This window comes from Allolucifera butyrica, assembly GCF_900476375.1.
Taxonomy (GTDB): Bacteria; Bacillota; Negativicutes; order Sporomusales; family UPPP01; genus Lucifera; species Lucifera butyrica.
The window spans coordinates 1-16,929 of sequence record NZ_UPPP01000089.1; the positions used below are offsets into that span (position 1 = coordinate 1).

General features: G+C 41.1%; 16 protein-coding genes. 5 read left to right on the plus strand and 11 right to left on the minus strand.

Annotation, left to right across the window (positions count from 1 at the left end):
- On the plus strand, positions 1-1,378 hold a 1,378-nt coding region (locus tag LUCIF_RS18035; RefSeq protein ID WP_122629282.1), incomplete at its 5' end, for an IS1182 family transposase.
- A gap of 106 nt (positions 1,379-1,484) precedes the next feature.
- Here the strand turns inward: LUCIF_RS18035 and LUCIF_RS18040 are convergent.
- Positions 1,485-2,087: a TetR/AcrR family transcriptional regulator gene (locus LUCIF_RS18040; RefSeq protein ID WP_122629211.1), complete on the minus strand. Its 603-nt coding sequence runs from the start codon at positions 2,085-2,087 to the stop codon at positions 1,485-1,487.
- Between the two features lie 118 nt (positions 2,088-2,205).
- Between LUCIF_RS18040 and LUCIF_RS18045 the strand changes: the two genes are divergently transcribed.
- From LUCIF_RS18045 to LUCIF_RS18055, 3 genes are read left to right on the plus strand one after another with little or no spacing between them, the layout of a single operon-like run.
- Positions 2,206-2,817: a cysteine hydrolase family protein gene (locus tag LUCIF_RS18045; protein WP_122629212.1), complete on the plus strand. Its 612-nt coding sequence runs from the start codon at positions 2,206-2,208 to the stop codon at positions 2,815-2,817.
- Positions 2,814-3,467, plus strand: coding sequence for an MBL fold metallo-hydrolase (locus LUCIF_RS18050; protein WP_122629213.1), 654 nt, complete (start codon positions 2,814-2,816; stop codon positions 3,465-3,467). Before LUCIF_RS18045 ends, LUCIF_RS18050 begins: the two co-directional genes overlap by 4 nt.
- 36 nt (positions 3,468-3,503) lie before the next feature.
- Complete coding sequence (locus tag LUCIF_RS18055) at positions 3,504-4,700, plus strand: multidrug efflux MFS transporter (RefSeq protein WP_122629214.1); 1,197 nt, start codon at positions 3,504-3,506, stop codon at positions 4,698-4,700.
- Between the two features lie 186 nt (positions 4,701-4,886).
- Here the strand turns inward: LUCIF_RS18055 and LUCIF_RS18060 are convergent, their stop codons facing one another.
- From LUCIF_RS18060 to LUCIF_RS18110, 10 genes are all read right to left on the minus strand, one after another.
- Positions 4,887-6,041, minus strand: coding sequence for an acyltransferase family protein (locus LUCIF_RS18060; protein WP_207857989.1), 1,155 nt, complete (start codon positions 6,039-6,041; stop codon positions 4,887-4,889).
- A 295-nt stretch (positions 6,042-6,336) separates the two neighbouring features.
- On the minus strand, positions 6,337-7,212 hold the full coding sequence (locus LUCIF_RS18065) for an SDR family oxidoreductase (RefSeq protein WP_122629215.1): 876 nt from the start codon (positions 7,210-7,212) through the stop codon (positions 6,337-6,339).
- Between the two features lie 46 nt (positions 7,213-7,258).
- Positions 7,259-8,026 carry an EFR1 family ferrodoxin gene (locus tag LUCIF_RS18070; protein ID WP_122629216.1) on the minus strand — a complete coding sequence of 256 codons (768 nt, stop codon included), beginning with the start codon at positions 8,024-8,026 and terminating at the stop codon, positions 7,259-7,261.
- A 192-nt stretch (positions 8,027-8,218) separates the two neighbouring features.
- Entirely contained in the window at positions 8,219-8,746 is a 528-nt protein-coding gene (locus tag LUCIF_RS18075; protein WP_207857991.1) for a TetR/AcrR family transcriptional regulator, read from the minus strand.
- A gap of 199 nt (positions 8,747-8,945) precedes the next feature.
- Entirely contained in the window at positions 8,946-9,683 is a 738-nt protein-coding gene (locus LUCIF_RS18080) for a hypothetical protein (RefSeq protein ID WP_126720610.1), read from the minus strand.
- Positions 9,684-10,339: 656 nt separating this feature from the next.
- Positions 10,340-11,539, minus strand: a complete 1,200-nt coding sequence (locus LUCIF_RS18085; RefSeq protein WP_122629219.1) for a hypothetical protein — start codon at positions 11,537-11,539, stop codon at positions 10,340-10,342.
- Between the two features lie 270 nt (positions 11,540-11,809).
- Complete coding sequence (locus tag LUCIF_RS18090) at positions 11,810-12,403, minus strand: hypothetical protein (RefSeq protein ID WP_207857993.1); 594 nt, start codon at positions 12,401-12,403, stop codon at positions 11,810-11,812.
- 369 nt (positions 12,404-12,772) lie between these two features.
- A complete protein-coding gene (gene ttdB, locus LUCIF_RS18100; RefSeq protein ID WP_122629221.1) occupies positions 12,773-13,384 on the minus strand; it encodes a L(+)-tartrate dehydratase subunit beta in 612 nt (203 codons plus the stop codon).
- On the minus strand, positions 13,384-14,283 hold the full coding sequence (gene ttdA / locus LUCIF_RS18105; RefSeq protein ID WP_122629222.1) for a L(+)-tartrate dehydratase subunit alpha: 900 nt from the start codon (positions 14,281-14,283) through the stop codon (positions 13,384-13,386). The genes ttdB and ttdA overlap by 1 nt, the downstream gene beginning before the upstream one ends.
- Before the next feature lie 47 nt (positions 14,284-14,330).
- A complete protein-coding gene (locus tag LUCIF_RS18110; protein ID WP_122629223.1) occupies positions 14,331-15,650 on the minus strand; it encodes an MFS transporter in 1,320 nt (439 codons plus the stop codon).
- 253 nt (positions 15,651-15,903) lie between these two features.
- Between LUCIF_RS18110 and LUCIF_RS18115 the strand changes: the two genes are divergently transcribed.
- On the plus strand, positions 15,904-16,866 hold the full coding sequence (locus LUCIF_RS18115) for a LysR family transcriptional regulator (RefSeq protein WP_122629224.1): 963 nt from the start codon (positions 15,904-15,906) through the stop codon (positions 16,864-16,866).
- Positions 16,867-16,929 lie beyond the last annotated feature (63 nt).

Genomic DNA, 16,929 nt, shown 5'->3' on the forward strand with positions numbered 1-16,929 from the left:
GATGGCTAAACTCCTGATTCTCCAATATTTGTACAACTTATCCGATGTCAGGGTAATTGAAGAAGTGTCACTCAACTTGGCCTATATGTGGTTTGTCGGCATAAATCCTGATGAAGAACTGCCAGATGCAAGCTTGCTTGCAAAATTCAGAACGCAAAGACTTAAAGATACCAGTATGGATGATATTATTCAGGAAGTAGTTCACCAATGCATTGAGAAAGGCATTATTAAGAGCCATGGACTTAGCATAGATGCTACACATACAGCAGCTAATACCACAAAAAAAGTGCCAGAACGAATTATGAAGCATCTGGCGAAAAAAATATTTAAAACATTGGATAGAGAAAACGGAAAAATACTTTCCGAAATGGATACCAATATACCCGACTATAAAGCAATGGAAAATCATGAAGAAGCGAAGACTGTAATGAAAACCTATTTAGAAGAAGTGATTGCTAAAGTCCAAGAAAGCAATGAATTTTCCGATATGCCATGCACACAAGATGCGATTACCGAAGCGACGAATATAATTAGTGATGAAAAGTTTATATTGCAAAAGGGAATTCGCTCACTTATCGACCAAGATGCACGGGTTGGTTATAAATCAAAAACGGACAGTTTTTTTGGATATAAAGTAGAATTTGCCATGATTCCAGAAGAACGGATCATAACGGCTATAGAAGTAAGTGATGGAGCCTATGTAGATGGCAGCAAATTTGAAGATTTATATAAACGCACAAAAACAAGCGGCTTTGATATAAAAGAATTTTATGGCGACAAAGGCTATTTTCGCAAACCAATATTGGATATTTTAAAAGAAGACCAAGTGGAAACCATTATTCCAGTAAGTGCTTCCGTGTATAAACTTGATGACAGCAAATTCAGCTATAATAAAGATAGCGATCAATGGTTTTGCGAAAGGGGTAATTATACAATTTCAAAGAAATGTCGGCGGCAAAAAAACAAAGCGGCCATGTTAACCTATACGTTTGATAAAAAAGTGTGCATAAACTGTCCCAATATAAACCAGTGTATTAATGGAAAATCTAAAGTAAAGCAGTTGTCGGTAGGAATCAACGCTGGAGAATATTACGAATACAGTCAACGATCCAAAACGGCTGAGTTTCAGGAAAAGTATAAAAAACGTGCCAGCCATGAATGGAAGAATGGTGAAATGAAGCGTTTTCATGGTTTAGACCGTGCTCGAGGGTATGGTCTGCGGAGCATGACCATTCAAGCCAAACTAACTGTGTTAGCGGTTAATTTGAAAAGAATAGCATCTCTGGTATCCTCTTATTTTGCTTGTTTTAAGCAAAGTTTTTTCTGGATAAATATATTTTTAAGAAATTTTCGTTGTGAATTATCGAGGTCTGCTTAGAATAGGGCTTTTTCAGTGGTTTCGAACCGTCCCCTGACTCACACTCACGCGCCAAAATTGATCGCCTAGTATCCTTTATGACATCGTTTATCGTATAGGTGTAATTTCAATTGAGAAATATTAAGCCGAGTTGCTCCAAAAGTAGTTCAGGCGTATAACCCCTTACATTCCTTTGAAATGAATAGAAATCTTTGCTTAAAGCCATCAACAACATATCCGCTCTAAAGACACTGTTAAGATAATTTTGTTCGTTTGCATGCATTTCGTCAAATAGTTCAACAAATAATTGATGCAAGTCGTCATGTAAAGGGCTCTGCATTCGAGACTTAAATGAATTTATCGGCGTTGATTCCTCGACCCCGGTAAGCAATTGTGCCTTTTTTTCTCTGAAACGAATAAATAAATCAAGCAGCCCCCTAAGCCGTTGATCTGGCGCATTTTTCCGGTTTGCCTCCAAGTATTCATCAATATCATCGAAAAGAAGAACAATATTATCCTTAATTAAATCCAAGCATAACTCACTTTTATTTCGATAGCGGCGATATAGCGTTCCCGGACCAATCTGTGCTTCCGTGGCAATTTGATTCATACTAACTTGTTCGACACCATTTTGTTCAAACAGTCTAAGTGCTGCATCCAATATTCGCTGACGGTTCTCAGCAGCATCACGGCGTTCAGGACGGGTATGCTCTATATTTTTTTCATCCATTCGTTTTTCACTCCTGACATTTATTTCGATATTCCATTGACAAGTGGAGACATCTCCGTTTAGTATAAAAGGAGAACTCTCCGCTTAATCATAATCTATTGAGGAGGATTTTACAATAATGCAAAATCAAACTAATAAAGCTGCTCTGTTGGTCATGGATTTACAAAATGGTATTGTATCGCGTTTTGCAGAAGATGGGAAAGTACTGATTCCGTTCCAACGAGCTGTCGAGGCCGCTCGCCGACATTCTATTCCAGTTATTTTTGTGAGAGTCGCATTCCGGGAAGGCTATCCCGAAATAAGCGCCCAAAATAAGTCGTTTTCAACCATTACAAAACGCGGTGGAATGACGATTTCCGAAGATTCGTCGCAAATTCACGATTCGCTGGCGCTTCGTCCCGCTGAGCCCGTGGTGACCAAATTACGGGTGAGCGCATTTGCCGGTAGTGATCTCGAGGTTATTCTCCGCTCCCATAGGATCGATACATTAATCTTAACCGGCATTGCCACAAGTGGGGTCGTACTTTCCACTCTGCGGGAAGCCGCCGACAAAGATTACGGTCTAATCGTACTTTCCGACGCCTGTCTGGACGCAGATCCGGAAGTTCACCGGGTGTTAATGGAGATTGGCAAATCACTCCACAAAAACAGGTTGCCGTATACACAAACGCCAAATGCCGTTGCATACGGTAAATATATTGAGAGCTATAAAAAGGGGTGCGTAAATTGAAAATCAAATGGTTAGGCCAATCATGCTTTCTGATAACTTCGGAAAATGGAACAAAAATACTCACTGATCCGTTCAAAAATATGTTGGGTTATAAGTTACCTGAAATTGAAGCGAATATCGTATCTACCAGTCACAATCACAGCGACCATAATAATATTAATGCAGTCAAATGCAGCTTTACCCATTTCAACGAACTGGGTACTTTTGATGTAAATGGTATTGCTATAAAAGGGGTAGCAACATTTCATGATAAGGCTTTGGGGACCAAGAGAGGAAAAAACACGATATATAACTTTAGTATTGATGGAATCAATGTTTGCCACTGCGGCGATCTGGGCCACGTGCTAACAGATACTCAGATTAACGAAATAGGAACCGTAGACATACTCCTGCTCCCCACTGGCGGACGCGCCACCATTGGTGCACTGGATGCTGTTCAAGTCATGAAGCAGCTGAATCCGGCAATTGTGATCCCGATGCATTACCGGACAAAGGCGTTCGGGCTGCTTGGCTTTTTATTTGAAAAGGTCGATAAGTTCATTGCTGCTTCGGGGTTAAAGACGAAAAAGTGTGAGGAACTGGACATTGACAAAGCCGATATAAAAGAATCCAAAGAAGATAAAGAGATTGTTATCCTTCAATATGATTGAGATCAGACAGCTTTGAACATAAGGAGAGTTATATTCATGCCGCTTTGGAAAAGAAATTTAATCGTTTGCTGGTTTGGAATTTTCGTAGCAGCTATCGGAATGAGTCAGATCGCCCCTGTATTGCCGCTTTATATACAGCATTTGGGTGTTCATAGTACATCTTCCATCGCCCAACTTTCAGGCGTTGCTTTTGGTGTTACCTATTTAATTTCAGCTATTTTCTCACCAATTTGGGGGCATTTTGCCGATAAAGTTGGGCGAAAGCCAATGATTCTGCGGGCAAGCCTGGGTATGGCATTGGTTATCTCTTGTATGGGATTTGCGCCGAATATATATATACTAATAGGATTAAGATTGTTGGAGGGTGTTATCACAGGTTTTAGTACAGCGTGTACCGCTTTAATTGCCACTCAGACGGATAAGGAACACGCGGGATATGCTTTAGGCACACTTTCAACTGGAAGTATTGCCGGTTCTCTACTTGGCCCAATAATTGGCGGATTTATAGAAGAGACCCTTGGCTTTCAACCTGTATTTTTCATAACAGGTGCCTTACTGCTGATTGCATTTATTATGACCGCCTTATTTGTAAAAGAATCTTTTGTCCGTCAGGATAAAAAAGCAAATAGTATCAAGAAGATATGGGAAGATGTCCCTGAAAAGAGTTTGACTATTATTCTGCTTGTAACCTTTTTCATTTTAACTCTAGGGTTATATTCTATAGAACCCATCGTAACTGTTTACGTCACCCAATTAACCAAAGGTACTGCTACTGCTCATGTCGCACTGTTGGCCGGATTAGCGTTCTCCGCCTCAGGGCTGGCAAACATAATTTCAGCTCCAAGGCTGGGCAGACTTTCTGATAAAATAGGTGCGCATAAAGTTATATTAATTGCGCTCATTGTTGCCGGAATCATTTATATACCACAAGCCTTTGTAAAAAATCCATGGCAATTGATAGGGCTGCGCTTTTTATTGGGCTTAGCGATAGCTGGGTTGAACCCTTCTATTAATACCCTTGTTAAGAAAATTACACCAGATTCACTTGTAGGTGGAGTTTTTGGTCTTACCATGTCTGCCGGATATCTGGGCGTATTTGGTGGCTCTGTTTTAGGCGGGCAGCTGGCAGCCTATTTAGGTATTTCATATGTCTTTTTTGCAACCAGCGCATTGCTGCTGATAAATGCAATATGGGTGTATTTTAAAGTGTATAAAAAGCTTTGCTACACCTAATATGGAGTTTTTAAATTTTCAGGGCTATGATGGCAACGGTCTCCCAGATATAGAAACACACAAAACAAGGCCCCAACCCTTGCATTACACAAGGATTGAAGCCCATTTTACACCGTTATCAGTGATACGGTTCTCCGTATCTAATAATAAAGTGGCTGGATTAAAACAGTATATTAACAGCCGTCATTATATAGTTTGCTTATTGCCGCTAGAGGCAGGAGGCAATCTTTTTAGTTTTCCTATTACATATTCTGAAAGTAAGAAACATAGTACCATACATGAACCTGCCACTAAAAGATATTTAAAGAAAACAGGTAACTGTATTTTTAGTGCCATATAAGTAGCAGATATTACGATCAGTTGGTGAATGTAGTACATGGTATAAGAATTGGCCGAAAGTCTGCGCCACAGATATGCACTGCTATCCACATATCGATGAAAAAAGGCTATAAAAGCAAACACAGCAGCAAGGCAGAAATAGGAATGGAGTGCTGCATTCCCTACTTTTAATAAAAGAGGAGTGGTATCTGCAAAAGTAACTCGGTAAACAAGAAATACTATCAACAATATAATTGCGGCGCTGAACCATCGCCCCAATCGCGGCATATAGCCTCCATCTGTAAACCATAAATTTTTCCAGGCATATATCCCTAAAACAAAATAACCAATGTAGGCCCCAAACCGAGATGGCTGCAGAGAGATGATATATAGTTTATTAAACCAGGTATCCGGAAGAAAGAATAGACTAGGAATAAAGAAACTGACTGCCATAATGAATCCAAACAAAGGGAAAAAATATCCGGAAGGCGCTTGCGCTATGGCTTTTCGCTCAAAAATAGCCGGGTTCATAGTATATAATATCGCCACACCTAAAAAGAAATAACTTAATTCACCTAAAAACCAATAATGAGCATGGTTAAAGATAACGGGCGTAAAAAACATCGTTTTTACGTAAAGAAAATACTCTGGTGGTGTACTAGACCGGCTATACCAAATCATATAAGTAATAACCGGAGCCAGAAACAACACACCACCTATCCAGGGAAGAACAATACGGAAAAATTTGTCTTTAAGAAATACTATGGTTCCCTTTCTCTGCAGGACAGGTACTGCAAAATAACCGGCAATAAAAAACATAATAGGCATAATATAAACATCTGTTGCCATAACAAATAAAGTAAACAAGGAACTGTTCTGCGTATCCACGACATACCACCATTGAGGGGCATGCGCCATATAAGTAATTGAGACATGAAAGGCAATAACCAACAGAACAATAAAAGCACGTAAATTATCTAAAAAGTATATTCGGTTACCCGTTCTGTTACTAGCACTTTCCACACTACTTTTCATAAAAATTTTCATTCCTTTCTCTATGTACCGCAAGCGGCCCGCCGCTCAAGGCACAAAAATGTATGAAAGTATTAAATCTATACCTATTTTCCGAAAAACTATGACCATTTCTCGTTTATCTCAAAATGCCTACACCCTTTATTTCCCATAAAAAACAAAACTCCTGCCAAATTCTATATTGAGGCAGAAGTTTATTATTCCATTCGCAAAAATACAAGGTGTTAAAAGCCTGGGCGTTTGGATTTCCCTGAGAATATACATAATCAGGCTTTTAAGGGCATACCTAGGCAGAACCGATGTCCGCGGTCAATGCAGGACCCTCTGGCCTCCAGCCCAGCCGTTCCTGGGTCAGCACACTTGACGTTGGATTATCGGTTGTCACAAAGGCGGAAAGCCAGCCAAAGTGGGCATCTGCCTCTCCCCGGGAAATACTTACCACCGGTAGATTCAGTCGGCGTCCGATGGCATCGGCAATGTCCCGGAACAATACGCCCTCCTCACCAACTCCGTGTAACTGTGAGCCGGCCGGGGCGGCTTCCACGGCTAACCGAAACAGATGCGCCGCATCAAGCCGATGTACGGCGGGCCAGCGGTTCGAACCTTCGCCGACAAAGGCTGACACCCCCTTCCTGCGGGCAATGTCGATGAGTACCGAAGCAAAGCCATGCCGATTGAAATCATGTACGCACGGCGCAAGCCGCACGACCGAGGATCGTACTCCGCGCTCAACCAGCGCAATTGCCGCATTCTCCGACGCGGCCCGGGGAAATTCAGCCGCCCCCTGGTCCTCTTCCGTTGCCAAACGCCCTAGTGACGGGACCGCCAATGTTCCGGAGGTAATTACGAAGGGCTTGCCGGACCCGTCTAGAGCGGCACCCATCGCTTCAATGGCACGCAAATCAGCAGCGACGGCGCCGGCGTAGTTGCTGAAGTCATGTATGAATGCCAGGTGAATGACACCGTCCGCAGCGGCTGCTCCTCTGCGCAGGCTGTCGAGGTCATCCAATGAACCATGATGTACTGCAGCCCCGGCAGCCGTTAACGCTGCGTCACTCTTGTCGGAACGGGCAAAGCCGACGACTTGATGACCCACATCGATAAGTTCGCGAACAACCGCAGATCCTATGAAGCCTGTTGCACCTGTGACAAAAATACGCATAATAAATTCCTCCTTGCGCTAGATCCAAGTCTAGACTATTTAATAATTACGGTAATTGAGATAATTTTACTTTAGGATGATGATACCGTTGCTTGCTTTGAGTTATGTCTTTATAATTGATGGCTTTTTGCGGACACCAATGAATACACGCAAGGCAACGTTCGCAGTTATGCTTGAATGTTACTTTTTCATCTACAATCTCAATATTTTTTACTGGACAAACCGAAACACAAATGCCGCATTTTGTACAACATTCTGAAATGCTATAATTTTTATCAGTAAACTTGTATTTGGCAACTGATTTTTTATGCATCGTCTTAAAAAGAAAAGCAAGAGGTCCCGAACCGCCTTTTATTTTACATTCCTTTCTGCTCTTAATGGCTTGAATGATGCCACTAAGCCGAGTGTCAGCCTTCGAGAGCAGTTTGGGCAGTTTATCGGTCTTTATATCAACCATCAGTATGTAAGTTGACAAAATAGGCAGTTTAGATCCGTAATGTAAATATCCCCCTTTTTCTTTCAGGATATTATCGACATCAGCTAAGCTTGTACCAATAGCTCCCCCGCAGGTGACCACCGAAAAGAAATAAGCATTTTTATTGAAATCACCGCTTTTAATAAATCCTTGTACCATATTGGGCAGTCCAAATGCATAAGTAGGAAATACAAAACCGATTACTTCGCTATTGCATTTATAATTCATTCCGACTTTGGAGATTGGTAACACATCAGTATCACCTAAAGCAGCGGCGATATCAAGGGCGGTTTGCAGACTATTTCCTGTTGCAGAAAAGTAAAAAATCGTTTTCTTCATGTTCACATACCTCACCATTGATGTTATTTAAATTTATAAACCAGTTCCCCTATAAGGCTAATCATTCAGGCTTTTGCACATTTCTATTGAAACTTCATTTCTTGTCCTTTATTTTCCGTTACAATTTACAAATGGCATCGTTTGTACCCCTCTTTTAAATGAGTGTCTAGTTAGTCATTTATGAGTAAAAAATTATGCAATCATTCGCCAAAAGGCATCGAACGCATCCATACAATGTTTGTCTGCGTTGGCCGAGTCATGGATCATGAAGTTGATTGTCGTGTCAATAAGCGCACTCATCAAGGCGACGATGAACTCTAGCGGAGCATCACGCATCGGTCCATTCTCGCGGCTCCGTTCCAGAAGCTCACTGATGTTAGTGAACGCGCGGCTCGCAGCCTGATGGCTCTCCGGGGTGATATCGTCTGATACGTATAAATGCGCGAGCGTCCTGCGTTTTTCGGGGTAGGACGTTGCCCAGCGCAGCAAGTGGGACCACATATAGAACGCCTGTTGGCGTATGTCACTCTCTTTCGGGAGTCCATCTAAGGCGGCCGTGGCCATCTCTGCTTTAAGTTCTAAGTAAAGCTGGTTCAACAAGTCGGCTTTCGTCTCAAAGTAGGTGAAGAGTGACCCATTAGAGACGCCAGCCTCCTTTGCAATCGCTGCCGTAGCTCCCCCTAGCCCCTGTGCGGCGATTATGCGTATCGCCGCTGACATTATCGCATTCCGTCTATCGTCACTTCTTGGTCTGGCCATACTTTTTCTCCCTAAGCTGTATTACTAAATATATTATTATATTATCAGAGAGTGGCCAGTCAGTCAATATTCTGCGATCTATTTTCTTACCCTTTAGCTTTCTAACCTTCCCTCAAATCTTCCCAGGCTCCTATGTTAATCCTAATGCAACTTTTCAATTTTATTTTTCTAACCCTTCACGAGCCGGATTGTAATAATAAAATAGCACCGGTACAGCTAAAATTGATATACAGCTGAAAACGTCTGAAATAAAAGATACATGGAAACCAGATGAACCATACCAGAAGAACAAATATGCCAATACGAGGAATAATAACCGCTTTCTGGTTCGTAAATCGGAGACCCCCATTACCACATACGCTCTGGAAACTTCAAATTTTAAAACTTCCCATACTCCCATAACAACGAATAATGTACCAGGAATAAAGACAATCCATGGTGATAGATTCAAGCCTTGTATAAAATGGCCAATATCCCCGCGTAAAAGCCCATCATGATAAGCGGTAAAAGTTCTGATGGGTATGTAATCCAAAACTTGACCAAGATTAGATAACGTAAACCAGAATAGAAAGTACCATAATATCTTGTTGTTCTTTATTTGCCGTTTTGATAAAAGCATTACGCCAAGCAAGTAAAGAATTCCACCCAAAATAATTGGGCTAATGGCTATTATTGACACAATTTTTCCTTTACCTTCAGCCAAAATCGACTTGTAATCAATTAGCTCCCAAGCAGATAGCAATGTCCAGTCTCCATAATAAATATCAAACGGACTTGCTTTATATCCGTAGATCCATGCTATTGTGCTATGTGTCCATTCATGAAGTAACATTGACAAATGATGCGCTAAAAAAATAGTTATAATAGTGGTAATTGACACTCTAGCGATCTTATCCACAATAATCCCACCCCTTTGCAAGGCAATAAAGACGCCTAGAAATGCACATAAAAACAGTGTCAAGGGGACGGGGTTGTCGACACCCCTTTGAACTATACCTATTTTCCGAAAAACTATGACCATTTCTCGTTTATTTCAAAATGCCTACACCCTTTATTTCCCATAAAAAACAAAACTCCTGCCAAGTTCTACATATTGGGGCAGAAGTTTAATGATGATAGAAAATCAAGCTTTTTATCCAATACCTGTTCCCGGCCTGACCAAGCCCTCCAGTCACGGCTTTACTGTCAGTAGTACATGCTGGTCTAAGTGATATTCGCATTGTTATACCGCCTCTTTGATAACTCTGCCAATTTTTCGGCTCGTTTTTTTACTGCTGGGCTTCCTGATAATATTCCTTGTTCAATCTTTCCAAGTGCAAGGTTTCTATAATCAATATGTCTATCTGCAATTTCGGCTATCGCCTGCAGTGAATTACTTGACCGATAGACCTCAAATCCCCACCTTGCTGCAACCGGGCAATAATGTCATTCATTAGAATACCTCCCTCGCACATCTTGCCATTTATTTCTTTGTTTTTCCTTTATTCTATCATTTGCCGGCGTAATGACGGCTCCCTTATCGTCTGCGGGTCTATTATTATTATGTCTGTTCTTTCAAACCTTGCCTCCCAACAGGGTTGCTTCCTTTGTTAGGGGGCTATATGCCACAAAAACATGGTTTCCCACCTCCGGTATACGCAAGGTATGAACCGGTTCCTCAATTAACGCTTTGATTTCATTATCCTCAACAGTTACTCCGATCTTTACTAGCGGATTTTGACCCCAACAAACCTTGGATGTTTCCACGTAATCGACTTTGGCAATTCCCCGTTTTTGTTTTTGCAGCCTTGCTTTTTTACTGTAGTTCTCTCGCCAACAATAATTACTGATATTCATGCCTGGCTGTAAATTACTTGTTTTAGGCATCTGAGCCACTATCTCCACTTCAATTACACTATTATCAAAGGCTACTTGGGCCTTAATGAAAAAAAATTCATCGTCACCCATATAATAACCGGACGGGTTAACCGTTGTCAGGTGATATACTGCTTGACTAATATCGCCGAATTTACTTCGCGCCTCATATTTATACTCTGGACTGCGGCTAAAGACTCCCGTGGCTCTTTCATCAACATAACTATACACCATTTCTACCATCTCCCCTCTCTCGTAAGGAGCAAAGGAAGGAGCTAGTAAGGTATATGGGATTTCCCGGCTACCATTCTCTGGGACATTGACTTTAAACACAACATTCTGTATTGGATGGCCGTTAATATATTGACCGCTATTCGCTACTTGGATGACCTCAGTAAACGTCGGATATTTGTCTTTGCCAAAAGGAGCAACTGCTGCCGCAAGATTATTTTCCTGATGTTCGGGCATCGACGTATACAGATTAGCAAGGAGACGATTTAGTTCATTGTCTTGGGAGGTATAGTGTTCTAACTTATTGGTGTATTCCTGGCTTAAAATGATCGCCTCCTCAATTTTATTTGGGTTATACGCTACCGTCACTTGAGATCCAACTTGCACTTGCGGTATCGAAATCAAAGGAACTACCTGCTTAATAACAAGCTGCACCGGTTGCCTGTTTTCAGGGTAGGCAGTAACCCAAATTCTCAGTTGCGGCTGGTCGTTTATCATTGTTCCAGTCTGTTCCGCCCTATCAATTCTTGCCAAGGCCACAACTCCGGTCGAAGATAATTTTTTCATCAGCCGACTATCCCGGCTTGCCAAACGGAGTATAAAATAACAGAAAATTACCGTTATCGCCAGACAGATCAAAAGAATTACTAAATCCTGTAGATCATCCATACTCTCAATTCCTTCTTGTCAAATATATAGCCCCAACTGGACGGAATTAAATCAATGCACGCTATATTACCATCGTCCGTTCCAGTTATTCTATAGTTACAACCATCAATTTGGCTAAATTGGAATTTCTCTCAGGGATAACTTGTATATTATTGGACAATAGCCGTGTAGGCATTTTACTACGATTATTTTCTTCATACGTATGGAATTTCCTTCCTTTTCAACCTCCTCCACACAAAAAAGCCCCGCAAAGACGAGTCAGAGGACGAGTCAGGGGACGGTTCGCAATTGACATATAATGCCGTTGGAAAAATCATCCGCCATCATTAATATCTCTTTCTCGATTTTATTAAATGTCTCGATACTTCTGGAATAATCCTCCTTAAGCATCGCGACAGCCTCCTCTTTTGTTAATGCCAAATGGGTAAACCACATTTCTCTCATACATTCAACAGACCAATTAGGGTTAATTTGATTTAGGAAACATACGATTTCCTCGGCATTTTCATACCACCTTTTTTCAGCGTCCACCGCAGCTCTACTATCTCCAGCCTTTGCCGCCTTCACAAGTTCCGCCGCAATAACCAGATGATCCCTTATCAAGCGTTCAAATTCGAATGCGATTTCATTTCCATAGAAACGGCAAAATACTTTAGCAAAATCAGGTGCGTTACGCAGAAGCCGCTCCGTAGTTTGCTCCAAGTCCGGCAAATCAAACACAATACCTAAGATAACCATTCTGGTCCAATAAACATGTTGCTCCCAGAGCAAACGGAAACAGTCCCTTAAATGAACTTCCGTTTCGCTTAAACAACATTCGCTGCTATAGTAAGGATTAAACATATAGCTTTCCTCCTTTAACACTATATGTTACATAATATGTTTTTACACAAATTTCTGACACTCTAGGAAGCAAAGGGACGTTCTTTTTGCTTTCTACGTACTCACACCTTAAAAATAATACTTTGGTTCATCCTTCAGGAACATACAAGGGACAGTTTCATTGTCCCACTGATTTGTCAAAAGAACGGGGTTCTCGATATTTTCCTGCATTCGCGACACTACTAATCTAATAATTGATAATTTTTTATTAATCAGACATACAAACAGAAAGCCGGTCAAGGTGCACATCAAACTTCACCTCAACCGGCCTGTTTTTTGTTTTTATTCAATCTGCTCTCGTCATATACCACTTTTTCGTTAACGCAAAATATAGGCCAATATCAGCAGTCATTATTTGATAAAGCTGACATGCTTGCAAATTTCAGCAATTACTTTCTCCTTTATTTGATTGAACTTCACTTTATTTTCTTCAAAAAGATTTCGTCCGTGTGTATCAATTGAAACAATGAGCGGACCGAATTCTTTGACCTTGCATGTCCATAATGTTTCTGGCATACCGAGGTCTTTCCAATTGGCATCCTCTATTTTTTCCACGCAAGTCGCAGCTACTACTGCACATCCCGCAGGAAAGACTGCATGAATGGCTTTATAATCGCGACAACCTTTCATTGTACCTTCACCCATACCACCTTTGCCAACAATAAGCTTGACCCCGGTTTCCTTAATGAATTCCTCTTCAAACTTTTCCATGCGCATACTGGTTGTTGGGCCAACGGATACCATTTCGTACTGATTTTCATCTATTGTTCTAATGATCGGCCCTGCGTGGAAAATGGCACCGCCATCAATATCAACCGGTAAATTGCGCCCTTCTTCAATGAGCCGGCGATGGGCTACATCGCGGCATGTCGTAATGTATCCATTCAAATACACGATATCGCCTATGTTGATATCTTCCAAGTCTTCCGCTTTAATCGGTGTTGTTAAAATTTTCTTTGCCATCAGAATTCCACCTCCGTATGAGAATTAATCGCATAATTCAGGTCTCTGTCAAAAACTATGTGCCCGCGGCGGTGTGACCAGCAGCCAACATTAACGGCTACACCGATAACCGACGGGTGCCTTGCCGTATTTTCAATATGAACGCCAAGTACAGAATTCTTTCCTGTAAGTCCCTGTGGACCTAACCCAATTTTATTAATACCATCTTCTAATAATTTTTCCATCGAGGCGGCACGTTCATTGGGATTATGCATTCCGAGCGGACGCATCAACGCTTTTTTAGAAAGTACAGCTGCCGTTTCAATAGAAGTTGCAATACCAACACCAACTAATAGTGGTGGGCAGGCATTAAGACCATAGCTTGTCATAACATCTAGCACAAAGCGAGTTACGCCCTCATATCCTTCGCCCGGCATGAGCACCATAGCTTTGCCAGGCAGGCTGCATCCGCCGCCAGCCATGTACGTATCAATTTCAAGTTTATCATCTTCGGGAATAATATCCCAAAAAATTGTTGGAACTCCTTTTCCCACGTTTTTGCCAGTATTATATTCATCAAAAGATTCGACACTGTTATGACGCAGCGGCGCATCCTTTGTAGCCTGAATGACTGCCTCCCGTAAAATTTCTTCCATGGCTCCGATATAGGGGAAATTGGCGCCGCACTGAAGAAAGAATTGGATAGCACCCGTATCCTGGCAGCTTGGCCGATTTAGCCGGACGGCAAGTTCTTGATTTTTAAACATCGTCTCATAGATAACCTTTGCCAGCGGAGTATCTTCTTCTGCCTCAAGCGCCTGCAATTTTTTTCTTACATCATCAGGTAATACTTTGCCTGTATAAGCCACAAATTTTGCAATTGTATCCGTTAAACGAAATACCGCTTCGTCCTTTCTCATACCTATCATCCTCTTTCTACTTTTATATTTACTTTTGCGCCAGAACTTTACTTAAGCTCAACACGCTTAATTTCTCCAACAATAAACAGGTAACAAAGAATTGCAATCAAACAATGTGCGGCAATAAATACTAGCGCATCATTGTATGACCCTGTTATTTTAATAATATAGCCGATGGTAATCGGAGTGATAATACTGGTAAGATTGCCAAAAATGTTTAATACCCCACCACTTACACCCACGATTGCCTTCGGCGCAGTATCAGAATTCACTGCCCAACCAAGTTGGCCAAATCCTTTACCAAAAAACGCCACCGACATAATAGCAATAACCATAAATACACTATCCACATAGTTACAAATAATTATTGTCATGCCTAATAACATTCCCAACACAATTGGTACTTTTCGAGCTACGGTTAAGGAATATCCTTTTTTCAATAAGAAGTCGGATAAAATACCGCCTAAAATGCCACCGGCAAAACCAAATATCGCTGGTACAGATGCGGCAAAGCCAGCTTTAAGAATTGACAATCCCCGAGCCTGCACCAGATAAACTGGAAACCAGGTGATAAAGAAATATATCGTGGCATTAATACAGTATTGCGCAATATAAATACCTATCATCATCCGATTGTGCAGCAGTTGTTTAACATATTTCATGATAGACTCATTCTTCTTAGCTCCAGCATTGGTCTGATCCATATCAACCAAACCGCCGCCTTCTACAATATATTGAATCTCCGCTTCATTAGCCATCGGATGATCTTTGGGGTTATGAATGAACTTCTTCCACACTAACGTAAATAGCATTGCCAATATGCCCATGAACCAAAAAGCATAATACCAGCCAAAAGTAAATATAATCCATCCCATTAAAGGCGCAAAAATTACAGTAGCAGCAGCTTGGCCCGCGCTAAAAATAGCTGCGGCGGTACCACGCTCCGCAGCAGGAAACCATGCCGCAACAATTCTACTATTTGCTGGAAAAGTAGGTGATTCTGCAGCTCCAGATAATAACCGTAAAATAAATAGAGTAACAAATGCAGTTCCTACAGCTAGAAAACCGGTAAATCCTTGAAGTATTGAACTTAACGCCCAGAAAAAAATACTAAATGCATATACTCTTTTTGAGCCAAATCGATCTAACCAGTATCCTCCTGGCAACTGGCATATAACATATGCCCAGCCAAAGGCTGAAAAGATATAGCCCATTGCTACCGGGCCCATATGAAATTGTTTTTCTATCCCCGAACCAGCGAGCGAAATAGTAGCACGGTCGGCGTAATTTATTACGGTAATAAGAAACAAGATGGCCACGGTTATCCAACGAACATTCGTCTTCTTTACATCCTTAGCAACATTCATATGTCCACCCCTATAGACTTGCTAGCACAAATCTAAGCTTTCCTTTCTTTGATAGATTAATTTAAACCAATTCTTTTGTCTCTTCTTAATATACTTAATTTAATGTAAATTAAGATAAGTCAGTTTTTTCTTGCAAAGTTGCGCGCTCCTTTACACGATTTAAAGTATAAGCTATACTCATAAATAAGTCTAATACGTAAAATTATATAAACATTATAGGTTTCTGCCTATACAAAGGAGCAGATATATCCCAATGGAATATCATCAATTAAAATATGTTCTCAAAGTAGCCGAAGAAAAAAGTTTTTCTTTAGCAGCCAAAAAACTCTATATTTCCCAGCCTTCTTTAAGCCAAGTTATTCTTAAACTGGAAGAAAAAATTGGATTTCCCCTGTTTGACCGAAGCAGCACGCCATTAAAGCTCACCGATATTGGTGAGCTTTATATTGAGACAGCCAAAAAAATTTTGGATTTAAGCGATCAATTCACGAAAATGGTTGATGATGTAGCCAATTTACGTCGGGGCCACCTGACTATCGGAAGCTCACCTTTCCGTAATACGTACCTGCTTTCGCAGATTATTCCTATATTTAAACAAAGATTTCCCGGACTGGAACTTATTTTGAAGGAAGATACCACACATCGATTAGAAGAACTCGCCTTAAATGGTCAAACAGATTTTTCAATCTCACTGCTACCCATCAATACAAAACTCTTTGACTATGAAGAATTGTTCCAGGAAGAATTACTGCTTGCTCTACCGCCAAATCATCCACTATGCATAAAGTTTCAGCGTCAACCTGGAGATTATCTTAATCCGCCGCAAATCAAACTACAGGATGTCCGTGAAACCCCTTTTATCCTCATGGATAAAGGGCAAAAGCTCCATAATGTCTTTTTCGATTTATGCAATAAAGCTGAATTTAAACCGCGCATTTTATTAGAAACCCAAAGCATGAATGCCGCCCAGGCATTGGTAGGTGCAGGAATGGGCGCAGCCTTACTGCCTGACACGCTTATCCGCGCTAGCAACATCAGCAAAAACCCCTGCTATTTTTCTCTTTGCCCAATGCCATTACGAACTGTTATCGTTGCTTATTGCAAAAGCAGGTATCTATCTAAGGCGGCAGTCGAATTTATTAATTTAATGAAACAATCTTTTAGTGTCAAGGGGACGGGGTTGTCGACATCCCCAAGTTTTATGGAAAACACCTAGGACCGTTCTTTATTCGACAACTTATTAATCAAATGTTTTCCGAATTTTGATTGGTGGAGGCGA